Raw genomic sequence first — 13,388 nt, 5'->3', positions numbered from 1 at the left:
TGCTGAGGCAAGGTCGCTCCGAATCCGTCAAGGCGGATTTTGTGACAGGAACCGCCCGTTCGGGGAGAAATTGTTCCTGATGCATATACTTGCAAGCCAGGCGCGGCGGATTGATGACGGTGGGGACGCGGTCGACCTCGGTCAAACTCCCGCCGATATATTGTTCCTGTCTGCGGCAGACACGGAGCTTGGGTCCTTTGCCAGTGCGCAAGAAGCATTGGGGAAGGATGCCGCCGGTCTGCGCCTTGCCAATGTCATGGCCCTGTCACACCCATATTCCGTGGACCTATACGCTGAGCAGACCGTTCGAGGGTCGAAGATCGTAGCGGTGCGCCTGCTCGGTGGTGTCGAGTACTGGCGCTACGGGGTCGAGCGGCTTGAAGAGGAAGCCCGTGCCTCCGGGACGAAATTGCTCCTGGTTCCCGGCGATGACAAATGGGATGGAGCTCTGGCGAGCCGGTCAACCGTTCCTCTCGAGGATGTTCGCCGGTTCTGGCGTTATTGTGTCGAAGGGGGGAGCGGCAACTATTCAAATGCACTTTTGTTCCTCTCCCATCTGACCGGACGCGATGACGAGCCTGCGCATCCCGTACCACTGCCGCGGGCGGGGATCTATCTTCGGGGAGAGGCCGCGCCGGATATTGAAACACTAAAATCCACATGGCGTGATCCGAAAAGGCCTGTCGCGGCACTTACCTTTTATCGGGCGTTGGTTCAGGGTGCCCAGACCGCGCCGGTCGATGCGCTTGTCGAGGCACTCGACAAGGCAGGCGTGAATGCGCTTCCGATCTTTGTTTCCTCGCTGAAGGAGGCGGAATCCGCTGGTGTTCTGGCAAGTCTGTTTGAGGCAGCGCCGCCGGATGTTGTCCTGAACGCCACCGCCTTTGCCGTTTCCAAAGCGGGCGCACTACACAAGCCCACGCCGCTTGACGCGCCGGGCAAGCCGGTTCTTCAGGTCGTTTTCTCGTCGTCATCCTTCGAGGGCTGGGAAGAAAGCGATCAGGGCCTCTCCATCCGCGATCTTGCGATGCATGTGGTTCTTCCTGAAGTCGATGGACGGCTTTTGACACGCGCGGTGTCTTTCAAGGAGGAGGGTACCTTTGACGAGGCCACGCAATCGACGCCGGTGCGCTTTGTTCCTGTTCCTGATCGAATAGCCTTTGTCGCGGAGCTGACGGCAAATTGGGCTCGTCTTTCCCATGTGCCCCCGGGAGACAAACGAACCGCGCTCATCCTGGCCAACTATCCAAACAAGGACGGTCGGCTTGCCAATGGGGTGGGGCTTGATACTCCTGCTTCCTGTGTCGAACTACTGAAGGCGCTGGGCGCAGCCGGCTATGATGTGGGAGAGGCGCCTGCCACGTCGAAGGACTTGATGAACCTTCTGAGTTCTGGCGTTACAAACGCTCTCGACGGCAGACAGGTGCGTGACCGGTTCCAGTCTCTGTCTCTGGAAGACTACGAGATTGTATTTGCGCGATTGCCTCAGGCTGTTCGGACCTCCGTCAGCGATCGATGGGGGGACGCTGGCGATGACCCTCATGTGGTTGACGGCGCATTTCGACTCGCGCTTCACAGGTTTGGCGATCAGGTGGTCGGGATCCAGCCAGCGCGTGGCTACAACATCGATCCCAAGGAAACCTACCACGATCCCGATCTTGTCCCGCCGCACCACTATTTTGCCTTCTACATTTGGCTGAGACGGCACTTTGGTGCTCATGCTGTGGTCCATATGGGCAAGCACGGAAACCTTGAATGGCTTCCAGGCAAGGCTCTGGCTCTTTCAGAGGCTTGCATGCCCGAAGCGGTACTGGGTCCGGTTCCGAATATCTATCCCTTCATCGTCAATGACCCGGGAGAGGGGGCTCAGGCCAAGCGGCGAACCTCTGCAGTCATTGTCGATCATTTGACGCCGCCACTGACCCGGGCCGAAAGCCATGGCGTCTCTGGTGAACTTGAGACGCTCCTGGACGAATATTATCTCGCAAGTGGCGTTGATCCGCGCCGGTTGAAGGCCCTGACACGCGATATCCTCGATCTGGCGACCCGGCATGGCCTGGACGCCGACATAGGCCTTGATGAGGGAATGGATGAGGCCACGCGGCTGGCGCGATTGGATGCGCATCTGTGCGATCTCAAGGAGCTGCAGATCCGTGATGGTTTGCATGTTCTCGGGCAAAGCCCCGAAGGAGACCTGCTGACAGATCTTCTTGTTGCACTTGCCCGTGTCCCGCGCGGGACAGACACGCGGCAGGAAAGCCTTCAGCGTGCAATTGCGCGAGACCTTGGTCTGAATGATGAAGCAGGCGATGGGCGTTGCTTGTTCGATCCGCTTGATTGTAACTTCTCTGGGCGCTGGGCAGGTGCAAAGCCTGAAATTCTGGCCGGTTTGTCGGAAGATCCTTGGCGGTCCAACGGTGACACGGTGGAACGGATCGAGATTCTGGCGCAAAGGCTCGTCGCCGGAAGCTCGACGGCCCCTGAGGACTGGAAAGCGAGCGCTGCGGTTCTGGACAGCATAAAAGCGGAGCTTCGCCCTGCTGTATCAGGGTCCGGTCCGGCGGAAACCCAAGCTGTCCTGGCAGCGCTGGGCGGCGGTTTTGTTGCCCCTGGCCCCTCTGGTGCTCCCAGCCGCGGGCGGCCCGATGTGCTTCCGACCGGCCGCAACTTCTATTCCGTCGATGTCAGGGCTGTGCCAACGGAGACAGCCTGGCGGCTGGGGCAAACATCGGCATCCCTCGTCGCCGAGCGATACTTTCAGGAGGAGGGCGAGTGGCCAACCTCTCTCGTTCTCACTTGCTGGGGCACGGCAAACATGAGGACGGGTGGTGACGACATCGCGCAGGCACTGGCGCTTATCGGAGTGCGGCCCGTCTGGGAGGCGGCGTCTGGCCGTGTTACAGGCTTTGAAGTCCTGTCTCTTGCCGAGTTACAGCGCCCGCGCATTGATGTGACGCTTCGCGTGTCCGGGTTCTTCCGCGATGCCTTTCCCCACCAGATCGACCTTTTCGACAGCGCGGTGCGTGCGGTTGCCGGGTTGGAGGAACCCAAGGGGTCCAATCCGATTGCAGTACGGGTCGACGAAGACCGCGCCGGATACGAAGCTCAAGGACTGGACGAAGCGGAGGCGCAACGACGCGCCGCTTTCCGTGTTTTTGGTTCGAAGCCGGGGGCCTATGGCGCAGGTTTGCAAGCGCTGATCGATGAGGGGATCTGGGACGAACGAGGCGATTTTGCCGAGAGCTTTCTGACGTGGGGTGGATACGCCTATGGCGGTGGTGCGGATGGTGTGTCGGCGCGGGGCGAGCTGGAAACGCGCCTCTCCGGTGTTGATGCGGTCCTGCACAATCAGGACAACCGCGAGCACGATCTTCTCGACAGTGATGACTACTATCAATTCGAGGGAGGGCTTGCTGCGACCGTCGAGACCTTGAAGGGCGAAGCGCCCAGGGTCTATCATAATGACCACTCGCGGCCTGAGCGGCCAGTGGTGCGGTCGCTCGCAGAAGAAATAGGCCGGGTCGTGCGTGGCCGGGCAGCGAATCCCAAGTGGATCGCCGGTGTCATGCGCCATGGCTACAAGGGCGCGTTCGAGATCGCCGCGACACTGGATTACCTGTTTGCGTTTTCTGCGACGACACGGGCCGTCGGTGATCATCACTTCGATCAGCTTTTCGAAGCTTATATTGAAGCGGATGAGGTCCGCGATTTTCTGGAAGATGCAAACCCTGCTGCCTACAGTGAGATACTTGCTCGCTTTGTAGAGGCATTGCGCCGGGGGCTCTGGACACCGCGCAAGAACAGCACGCATGCTCGCTTGAACGAACTACAGGCGAAACTTCAAGATGATACCGATAGGAGGACGCCGTGAGCGACAAGACAGCAGATCTCAGTGAAGAGGAACTCAACGCGCGGCACGCGGACAAGATGCGCAAGAAAAAGGCCGCGCGCGACAAGATCATGGCGACCAAAACCATCGAGAAGGGGCTTTTGATCGTCCATACAGGCAAGGGAAAGGGCAAGTCGACCGCCGGTTTCGGAATGGTCTTCCGGTCCCTGGGGCATGGTCACAAGGTTGGTGTCGTTCAATTCGTCAAGGGGCGGATCGAGACAGGCGAGCGCATGGCGCTTGAGCGGTTCTCGGACCTTGTCACGATCAAACGCATGGGGGAAGGCTTTACCTGGGAAACACAGGACCGCCAGCGCGATATCGATGCGGCGCGCCAAGCCTGGGACGCAGCCAAGGAGATGATCACAAGCGGGGAATACCGCTTGATCCTTTGCGATGAGCTCAACATCGTGCTTCGGTATGACTATCTGCCGATAGAGGAAGTGGTTGCCTTCCTGCGTGACGAAAAGCCGGAGGATGTACATGTTGTTATCACCGGCCGTAACGCGAAGGACGAACTGATCGACATTGCCGACCTGGTGACTGACATGACCCAGATCAAGCATCCTTTCCGGTCTGGTGTGAAGCCACAGGAAGGTATCGAATTCTAGGCGTTGCGAGGCATAGGAACGGCGCTAAAATGAAGGATCAACAAAAATGAAGCCTTTCGATCAGGGCCTGAGGTCTGCCTCCCGTTCCCATGGGGAGATCGTACGTCGCTATGAGCTGGCGCGTACACTTGTGGAGTTCCTGGCCGCCGTCACCTTCATCGTTGGCAGTATTTTCTTCTTCTACGACAGCCTGATGTTTGCCGGTACGTGGCTGTTCCTGATCGGCTCGATCCTGTTTGCCGTCCGACCCACCATCCGGCTCCTGCTGGAACTGCACCTTGCACGCCTGCCAGTGCCGAAGGAATTCAGACCCTACGGTGCGAGTGCATCCGATGAGGCCGATACGTGACATCTGGTGGAAGCGGGGAGAGAACGCCCGCGTTGATGGTCCAGGGGACCGGCTCCAATGTCGGCAAGAGCCTGATCGTTGCGGGGCTATGCCGTCTGTTCGCCAATCGCGGGCTGAAAGTTCGTCCCTTCAAACCGCAAAACATGTCCAACAACGCAGCGGTCACGGTTGATGGCGGCGAGATCGGGCGGGCCCAGGCCTTGCAGGCAATGGGCTGCCGGGAGCGCTTGAGCGTCCACATGAACCCGGTTCTTTTGAAACCCGAAACAGATACCGGCGCGCAGGTAATCGTACAGGGCAAGCGCTTCGGCACGATGAAAGCTCGCGAATACGGAACGCAGAAAGCGACATTGCTTCCAAAGGTTCTGGAGAGTTTTTCTCAAATTGAATCAGGTTCAGATCTCGTTCTGGTGGAAGGGGCGGGCAGTCCGGCCGAAATCAACCTGCGGACCGGAGACATCGCCAATATGGGCTTCGCCGAGGCTGCGGATCTGCCGGTTGTGCTCTGCGGAGATATCGACCGGGGTGGCGTCATCGCGTCGCTGGTCGGGACGCATTCGGTGCTGGAAACTGATGAGCAGGAGCGCATCAAAGCTTTCTTCGTCAATAGGTTCAGGGGAGATACAAGTCTCTTCACCGAAGGCATGCGCCAGATTGAATCGCGGACGCGATGGAGCAGTCTTGGTGTTGTTCCATGGTTTGCGGATGCCAATAAACTTCCAGCGGAAGATGCGCTTGGTCTGGAAAATGGCGCGGGCAGCGGGCCGGTCAAAATCGTTGTGCCGGTCATTTCCCGAATTGCCAATTTCGATGACCTTGATCCTCTTCGCCTGGAAGAGGGCGTGACACTGGAGTTGATTCAACCCGGAACGCCGCTTCCTGGAGACGCAACGCTGGTTCTCCTCCCGGGCTCGAAATCGACTATCGGTGACCTCGCGTTCTTCCGCGCCCAGGGCTGGGACGTTGATCTGAAAGCACATCACAGGCGCGGCGGGCATATCCTTGGGATCTGCGGTGGCTATCAAATGCTTGGCCGGACAATTGCTGATCCGGAAGGCATTGAGGGCGCCCCGGGCACCGTTGAAGGACTTGGCTATCTTGACGTTGGGACAGTCTTGACGCCCGAGAAATCTCTCCTGGAAGCGGCCGGCAAGCACCTGGCGACCGACGCAGAGGTTTCCGGGTATGAAATTCACATCGGACGGACCTCAGGCCCGGACTGCGGACGCCCCATGCTTCATCTTCGCAAGGAAGCAGGGACGCCAAAGCTCGATGGAGCTGTTTCCGGTGATGGCCGTGTCTGCGGAACCTATCTGCACGGGCTTTTCACGGCGGATGCCTTCCGGCAGGCGTATTTGCGAGGTTTCGGAGCGACGTCCGATCTTGCCTATGATGCGAGCATAGATACCGTACTTGACGATTTGGCCTCTCATCTTGAGGCGTCGATGGATATCGCCAGGATGCTGGAGATCGCGAGGTCTCGCTGATGCCTTGCTATGCCCGTTTCCAGACCAGGAGCTGATTGTTGGCGGGCATGGGGTGATCGGCGGCCAGCTTGAGACCGACCTTCTCGGCCAATTCATTCACTGCCTCGAAGTCGCGGATGCCGCTTTCCGCGTTGCGGTCCCTGAGGCTCTTGTCGAAGGTCTCGTTGCTTGGTGTGGTGAAGGCGCCTTCGTATTTGAAGGGGCCATAGATACAAAGCACGCCGCCGGGTGCGAGGGTTTCTCCGACGCCTTCGAAAAAGGTCTCTACAAGGTCCCATGAGACGATATGCAGGGAATTGGCGCTGTATATCCCATCATAGGCGTCTTCATAATCACTCGCAGACACGGGCCATGGCAAATCGGACATGTCGAGTTCAATCGGCGCAAGCAGGTTTGCAAGCTCTGCGTCCGCCTGAACGATTCTCTGGTCAATCGCGGGGAGGTGCTCGTCGAGATCACTCGGTCGCCAATCCAGATGTGGCAGGTTCTCGGCAAAGAAGACCGCATGCTGACCGGTCCCGCTGGCGATCTCCAGGACACGGGTCGCTTCAGAAAAAGCGTCTTTGAGTTTTTCGAGGATTGGTCGTTTGTTGTTTTCGGCAGCCGCTGAGAAGGGAAGCATATCTCGTCTCTGTTCTGGAACTGGGCCGCAGTTTTGACGATTTAGAGCCAGAATGCCAGTAGCAGAACGATTAAAGCCTGAAGCGCACATGCGCTCGCCAAAATCTTCAAGGCGGCGTTGATGTCGTCAGCTGTCGCATTTTTCCGACCCGAGCTGTTCATATAGGGGTCGTTGACCGTGTAGCCTGGATATGTTCTGGGACCGGCGAGCGCGACGCCCAGCGCACCTGCCATGGCGGCTTCCGGCCAGCCTGCATTGGGCGATCGATGTTTGCTTGCGTCTCTTCGAATCGCCCTGAAAGCAGCGCGTGGAGATCCTCCGGCCCATAACGCACTTAAGGTGAAAAGCAGACCGGAGAGTCGGGAAGCAGGAAGATTGATCAGGTCATCGAAACGCGCGGAGGCCCAGCCAAAGTCGCGGTATTTGTCGGTCTTGTGGCCGATCATGCTGTCTGCCGTGTTGACGGCCTTGTAGGCGATCAGCCCCGGCAATCCGAGCAAGGCGAACCAGAAGACCGGTGCGACCACACCATCAGAGAAGTTTTCGGCGCAAGATTCGATGGCTGCTCGTGATACGCCCGCTTCATCCAGCTGCTGCGGGTCACGGCCGACAATCATTGCCACCGCCCTGCGCCCGCCTTCAAGGCCGTCGGACTGAAGCCCGTCCCGGACAGCGGCAACATGCTGGTAAAGGCTCTTTTGCGCGATCAGGATGGCAGCGACGAGAATCACCACGATCTCGCCAAAAGGTACAAGGTTCGCAATCCAGTGAATGGCAATGCCCATCGCAACACTAGCCAGAACAAGAAGGAGGAGGGTCAGAATGCCCCCGGCCTTCCTTTGGCGGTCGGAAAAGTCGGGATTGTTGAACCGGCTTTCCAGTGCGGCGATGCCCCGGCCGATGAAAACCACCGGATGGGACACGCGCCGCCAGAGTATGTCTGGATCGCCAAGGACAGCGTCCAGCAGAATGGCAACGAACAACAAGAACAGGGCGTCCGAGTAAAACAGCATCCATTGGCTTTAGAGCGCCTTTTGTGCCTCGGCAAGGGCTCGAGCCAGACGCTTCAAACCTTCGGCTGAACCGGGAAGGCCGAAACGGATCCAGGTTGGCGCATAGTCGAAGACCCTCGTCCAGATATGCTGACGGGCAAGCGCGTCATGCAATTTATGTGCATCGCGATGGCCGGCCAAGGCGTAAAGTGGGGTGCCGCCGAAAACGCCGAGACCGTTCTCGCCAAGGCAAATGGTCAGATCCGCCATCTCATCGGCAAGCTGACGGACCATGGTCTGTTGCCAGTCCTTGTCGCTCAGGGCCGCTCGTCCGATCTCCAGCGCAGGGCCGCTCACCGCCCAGCTGTCGAGGCGCTCACTCATCTGACGTGCAAGGGCAGGGCGTGCCGCCATAAAGCCTAGGCGCAGACCTGCAAGGCCGAAGAATTTTCCGAACGAACGCAGCACGATGACGTTTTCGTCGGTGATGTGCGGAAGGAGGCTTGAGCCTGGCATCACATCTGCAAAGGCTTCGTCAAGCACCAGTACGCCGCCTCTCTCCGTCAGCTCGCGTGCGATGGCAAGAAGGCTTTGTGGGTCCGTCAGGCGTCCATCGGGATTGTTCGGGTTGACGATGACTGCGATCGTGGCGCGGTCGGGCAGGGCGTGGGGCGTGCTGACTTCTTCAAGCGTTCTGCCTGCGCGGGTGAAGGCCGATGCATGGCTTGTGTAGGTCGGACCGCATAGTGCGACCGGACCGTCTGGCAAAAGGTAGGGGATCTGAGAAATCAGGATCTGTGTGCCTGGGCCGGCGACAAGCGCAAGGCTTTCAGTGCAGTCGTAGGCTCTGCGGGCAGCGCCAATCAGGTGATCGAGGCTGGCTTGACCCGGCAGGTTCCGCCATGCGGATTCTGAAACGCTGGCTTCGAGAGGGTAAGCGTGGGGATTGATGCCGGTCGACAGGTCGAGCCAGTCGCTCTCGGCGCCGCCGAACCGCTCGATCGCCGAGCTAAGATCCCCCCCATGCAACATGTTACCTGCCCTCGTTCTTGTTTCTTCCAAGACTCTTAGGCGATTTGGAACGTGTGCGTACAGCTATCTTCCGGCACAACATCAAGATGAAGCGGCATTGGGCCATGGACGCGACGCAAATCGCGTTGTGGGGGAGACCAAAATCAAGAGCGTCAAATTGTCGTTTGTGAATTTTGGAGAAGATGGAGGCCTCTGCCGGAATCGAACCGGCGTACACGGATTTGCAATCCGCTGCGTCACCACTCCGCCAAGAGGCCATCCTGTCGCTTCGCAGGGCGAAGTCTTTGAAAATCGACGCGTGGTGAAGCGCCGACCGATGGCCGTGGTGATTAGCAGAGGCTTTGGGAAACCTCAACGGTTCTTTTGCAGTAAAATGACAGGGGTGTGGATGATGTCATGGGCCTGGACCGGCCAATGAGCGGGGAAGGGCGCAATCAAGCGCTTGTCAGTGCGGGTCTCACTCGCTAATGAACCAAGGGATGAGAGGCTGCTACCGAGGAAGAGGGTCGAGATGACTGACTTTGCACAGTCCCGCCGCAAAATGGTGGACAACCAGCTGCGTACCAATGATGTGACGGATCATCGGATCCTGGACGCCATGGAGTGGGTGCCGCGCGAGAAGTTCGTGCCCGTCTCCAAACAGCCGGTGGCCTATATCGATGAAGAGCTTCCAGTCAACGCCGCGGGAACACGCTTTCTTATGAAGCCACATATTTTCGGCAAGTTGATCCAGCTTGCGGAAATTCGGGCGAATGACGTTGTTCTGGTGATTGGCACCGGCTCCGGATACAGCGCTGCTGCGCTCTCCCGTCTGGCAGCCTCCGTCGTCGCGGTGGAAGAAGATGCTGATTTGTCTGCGAGTGCCTCAGAGATGCTGGTGGATCTCGGTATAGAGAATGCTGCTGTTGTCGACGGCAAGTTGGTAGAGGGCTGCGCTTCGGAAGGCCCATACGATGCGATTGTCATCGATGGCGCGGTCGAAGAACTGCCGGCCGAGCTGCTCAAACAACTGAAAAGCGATGGGCGCCTCGCGGTGATCGAGGGGCTGGGCGGGGCCGCGGCCGCGCGTATCTATCAGAATTCAGATGGTGTTGCGGCATCACGCTTTGGTTTCAATGCCTCAACGGCACTCTTGCCCGGCTTCGAAAAAGAACGCGAATTCGTTTTCTGATCGTTCGCGGCAATGCCTGTTCTGTCAAAGCCTCTGGAGTGACAGAGCTCCGCGGCTTTATCCCTAACGAAGACGGTCCCTTTTGACCGCCTTTGTCCAATTTCGTGAGAACGTCCTTCCGTTTCAGCCGCTGACTGGGTATCGGCACTTTGCTGGCTGATTGTTGCTCTCCTGCAGCAGTCCTTATTTTTTTATGAATCAGCGATCTCGCGCTTGCGTGAAAATACTGGTCAGTTTACTCAAGCTGGACAATAGTATGGCCTTGGCCCAAAGGAGCATCGGTTGGTTATGCGTAAAACGATGAAAACTGCGCTTGTCACTCTCTTCGCAGTGGGCGTGGTGACTTCCTCGGAAGCTGAAACCATCAAGGAAGCCCTGGCTCTCGCTTATGCCAACAATCCTACTCTGAATGCGGCGCGCGCTGAATTGCGCGGTGTCGACGAAAATGTTCCGCAGGCGCTTGCTGGTTGGCGTCCCACGGTCTCTGCGGAAGCTGATGTCGGTTCAATCCGCAGCCACACCGGCGGATCACAGTTTTACCGCAACAACGCCTCCATCTCGCTGGCTATCAGCCAGACTGTGTTTCGCGGCTTCAGGACGGTCAATTCGACACGCCAGGCCGAGGCGATTGTACGGGCGCAGCGCGAGAGCCTGAGTTCAACTGAACAGGACGTGCTTCTGGCAGCTGCACAGGCTTATGTGGACGTGATCCGGGATACGGCACTCGTTTCTCTTCAACGCAGTGACTTGCAGTTCTTGAGCGAACAGGTTCGTGCCGCCAATGACCGCTTCGAAGTGGGTGAGGGAACCCGTACGGATGTTTCCCAGGCGGATGCGCGCCGCGCTGAAGCCCAGGCGAACCTCAACACGGCACTGGCCAACTTGAACACAAGCCGGGCGATCTATCGTCAGATCGTCGGTTTGGAGGCCAAGAACCTTTCTGCCGACACCAAAATCAGTATGCTGGTTCCCAAGTCCATCGACGAAGCACTGCGGATCAGTGAAGACAATCAACCGTTGATCCAGCAGGCCCAGCATCTGGTTGACGCTGCGATCTTCGCCACCAAGGCGATCGAAGGTGAGTTGCTGCCGACCGTGTCCGTTGACGGAAGTGTCAGCAGGAGCTGGAATCCTTCGGATTCTGTTGCGACCCAGAATGCTGCATCCGTTTTTGGCCGGGTCAGCATTCCGATCTATCAGGCCGGCTCCGTTAGCTCACGAGTTCGCCAATCCAAGGAAGAGCTCAGCCAGACCCGTTTGCAACTCGATGTGACCCGTGACCAGGTTCGAGCCAATGTGATTTCTGCCTGGGGCGTCTATCAGGCGGCGGAAGCGTCGATCAGTGCGGCCCGTGCGGCGGTTGAAGCACAGCAGCTTGCCCTTGAAGGTGTTATCGAAGAGCAACGTGTCGGACAGCGCACGACGCTGGATGTGCTTGATGCACAACGTGAACTCGTCAACCAACGCGTGAATTTGGTGACTGCACAGCGCAACCGAATCGTTGGCGGTTATCAGCTTGTCTCATCAATCGGACGTCTCGATGCTGACACGCTGAACCTGTCCATTGCGCGGTACAAGCCGAAAGAGCATTACACGGCTGTTCGAGACAAGTGGTTCGGTTTGCGTACGCCGGATGGCCGCTAAGACGCGATTCTGTTCTTTTTTCAATGTATACAATACTTTAGGGAAGTATTCACGCTGCCGTCAGGGATATCTGACGGTGGCGGCTTTTGTTTAGACTTCTCAGCTAGAACCAGCTTACAGGGGATAAGGCGAAGACAGTTGGCCGCTTCGCTTTTCGCTTGCCCTTTGGCCCCACTATAATTTCGGTTAACGAATCGTTCAGTTTTGCGGCGGGCGATTCGGTAGCGTAGCCGATCAGTACTGGGGGTTTATATGGCGCAGGCGAGTCAGGCTGAAGAGCCGTCGATGGAGGAAATCCTCGCGTCGATCCGCCGGATCATATCCGACGAAGATACCCAGGCCAAAGATGGCGATGCAGGCGCGGATGCGTCTGAAGATAACCCAGTTGAAATCGAGGCGGCTGACGATATGGGTGACTCTGCAGAGATGAACCAGGACGACCTGGACAAGCTCTTTGACATGGATGATGACGACGACGTTGCTGAACCCGAATCCGAGGCAGCGGCGGATGATGACATGGCGGCTGCCATGGCCGAGGTCGCTGCCGAGGAGGAGGTCGAAGAGGACGACGACATCCTTGAGCTGACCGAGGAGCTGGAGCTTTCCGAAGACGACATGGCGGTCGCTGAGGAGCCGATGGAGCTTGTCGGCGGGATGCCTGATGATCTGGAAGCGGAGGGCAGTGATGTTGCCTTCGTCGAAGAGAGCGAGGAACCAGCCGTCAGCATGAGTGCGCTGATGGCGGCGGCCGCGCCGAAGCCGGCGCCCAAGTCAACGATCGAGACGGCACCGGTTCCCGATGAAGACCTTCCCGAAGTGGCAGACGATGCACCGCTGACATCAGACATGACCGGTGAAGCAGTCAACGCTGCCTTCGACAATCTCTCGAACCTCTTTGTCGGTGGTCAGGCACAGACCGTGGAGGAACTCATTCGCGAGATGTTGAGGCCGATGCTGAAGGCGTGGCTTGATCAGAACCTTCCCGGAATGGTCGAACAGATGATCAAGAAGGAAATCGAGCGGGTCACCCGTCGGCGTTAGGAGGCAGCTTGAGACGGCAGTTCCTGAAGCCGTCTTGAGCAATCTGACTGCAGAGGTGGTGCCATTCGCATCCCTTACATCCTCCGCGAATGGCACCATTTGCAAAGGCCCGGCGCAATCTCGCCAGATCAACACTATCCCACCTGATTTCCTCTCCAGCCGAGATTTCGTGCCCAAGTACGCGGCCAATTTCGCGACGCGCCAGAAGGTCTCGTCCACGCACACTGTCGTTGTGGCAATGACAGGTCTTCTCAGCCAGCATTGGCTGGCAAATGTCGTCCGGGCCTTCAACGAGCATGATCGGTTCGCCTTTGTTCAGGCGCCGGATCATCTTTGAATAGTTGCTGACGAAGGCAGGCGTGTAGCCCTTACCCAGGTAAGTCAGCATGCAAAGTAGATGGTGAGCACGTAAGGAAACCGGCATTCCGGCCTTATGGCAGGGATCTGCAGTGCGCCCAAGTTTTTCCTGTCCACCTTTGGTCGGGGGCGCTCAGGGCCATGGCGCGACATCTAATCGTGGTCTAAGCAGTTGACTTGACCTGCCGCATCC

Annotated in this window: 11 protein-coding genes and 1 tRNA gene; 7 read left to right on the top strand and 5 right to left on the bottom strand. The window is 58.1% G+C overall.

What is annotated here, in order from left to right:
• The first annotated feature begins 79 nt into the window (after positions 1-79).
• Genes cobN through ABJZ52_RS10015 form a run of 4 tightly spaced genes read left to right on the top strand, consistent with a single transcriptional unit; the run spans position 80 to position 6,336 of the window.
• A complete protein-coding gene (cobN, locus tag ABJZ52_RS10030; RefSeq protein ID WP_348191093.1) occupies positions 80-3,871 on the top strand; it encodes a cobaltochelatase subunit CobN in 3,792 nt (1,263 codons plus the stop codon).
• The gene (gene cobO, locus ABJZ52_RS10025) at positions 3,868-4,500 is read left to right on the top strand and encodes a cob(I)yrinic acid a,c-diamide adenosyltransferase (protein WP_348191095.1); all 633 of its coding nucleotides are present in this window, start codon (positions 3,868-3,870) and stop codon (positions 4,498-4,500) included. The genes cobN and cobO overlap by 4 nt, the downstream gene beginning before the upstream one ends.
• A 46-nt stretch (positions 4,501-4,546) precedes the next feature.
• Complete coding sequence (locus ABJZ52_RS10020) at positions 4,547-4,849, top strand: YrhK family protein (protein ID WP_348191098.1); 303 nt, start codon at positions 4,547-4,549, stop codon at positions 4,847-4,849.
• 35 nt (positions 4,850-4,884) lie between these two features.
• On the top strand, positions 4,885-6,336 hold the full coding sequence (locus ABJZ52_RS10015) for a cobyric acid synthase (RefSeq protein WP_348191342.1): 1,452 nt from the start codon (positions 4,885-4,887) through the stop codon (positions 6,334-6,336).
• 7 nt (positions 6,337-6,343) lie between these two features.
• Here ABJZ52_RS10015 and ABJZ52_RS10010 read toward each other — a convergent pair whose 3' ends face one another.
• The 4 genes from ABJZ52_RS10010 to ABJZ52_RS09995 form a co-directional block, all read right to left on the bottom strand.
• The gene (locus ABJZ52_RS10010) at positions 6,344-6,958 is read right to left on the bottom strand and encodes a DUF938 domain-containing protein (RefSeq protein ID WP_348191101.1); all 615 of its coding nucleotides are present in this window, start codon (positions 6,956-6,958) and stop codon (positions 6,344-6,346) included.
• A 41-nt stretch (positions 6,959-6,999) separates the two neighbouring features.
• Positions 7,000-7,971 (bottom strand): adenosylcobinamide-phosphate synthase CbiB, encoded by a 972-nt coding sequence (gene cbiB / locus ABJZ52_RS10005; RefSeq protein ID WP_348191104.1) that lies wholly within the window; start codon positions 7,969-7,971, stop codon positions 7,000-7,002.
• Between the two features lie 9 nt (positions 7,972-7,980).
• Positions 7,981-8,982, bottom strand: coding sequence for a threonine-phosphate decarboxylase CobD (gene cobD, locus ABJZ52_RS10000; RefSeq protein ID WP_348191107.1), 1,002 nt, complete (start codon positions 8,980-8,982; stop codon positions 7,981-7,983).
• A gap of 183 nt (positions 8,983-9,165) precedes the next feature.
• Positions 9,166-9,239 (bottom strand) — tRNA-Cys (locus ABJZ52_RS09995).
• 254 nt (positions 9,240-9,493) lie between these two features.
• On the opposite strand from ABJZ52_RS09995, the gene ABJZ52_RS09990 reads away from it, so the two are divergent.
• The 3 genes from ABJZ52_RS09990 to ABJZ52_RS09980 all read left to right on the top strand — a co-directional run bounded on the left by ABJZ52_RS09990 (position 9,494) and on the right by ABJZ52_RS09980 (position 12,838).
• A complete protein-coding gene (locus tag ABJZ52_RS09990) occupies positions 9,494-10,153 on the top strand; it encodes a protein-L-isoaspartate O-methyltransferase (protein WP_348191110.1) in 660 nt (219 codons plus the stop codon).
• Between the two features lie 288 nt (positions 10,154-10,441).
• Positions 10,442-11,797, top strand: a complete 1,356-nt coding sequence (locus tag ABJZ52_RS09985; protein ID WP_348191113.1) for a TolC family outer membrane protein — start codon at positions 10,442-10,444, stop codon at positions 11,795-11,797.
• 252 nt (positions 11,798-12,049) lie between these two features.
• Complete coding sequence (locus ABJZ52_RS09980; RefSeq protein WP_348191116.1) at positions 12,050-12,838, top strand: DUF2497 domain-containing protein; 789 nt, start codon at positions 12,050-12,052, stop codon at positions 12,836-12,838.
• On the opposite strand, the gene ABJZ52_RS09975 is transcribed toward ABJZ52_RS09980, so the two are convergent.
• Positions 12,822-13,169 (bottom strand): DUF1284 domain-containing protein, encoded by a 348-nt coding sequence (locus tag ABJZ52_RS09975; RefSeq protein ID WP_348208649.1) that lies wholly within the window; start codon positions 13,167-13,169, stop codon positions 12,822-12,824. The genes ABJZ52_RS09980 and ABJZ52_RS09975 overlap by 17 nt on opposite strands.
• Between the last annotated feature and the right edge of the window lie 219 nt (positions 13,170-13,388).

It is taken from the genome of Roseibium sp. (assembly GCF_039982295.1).
Classification (GTDB): Bacteria; Pseudomonadota; Alphaproteobacteria; order Rhizobiales; family Stappiaceae; genus Roseibium.
Note: the sequence above shows the minus strand (reverse complement) of the source record. Positions and strands in the feature narration are given on the sequence as shown.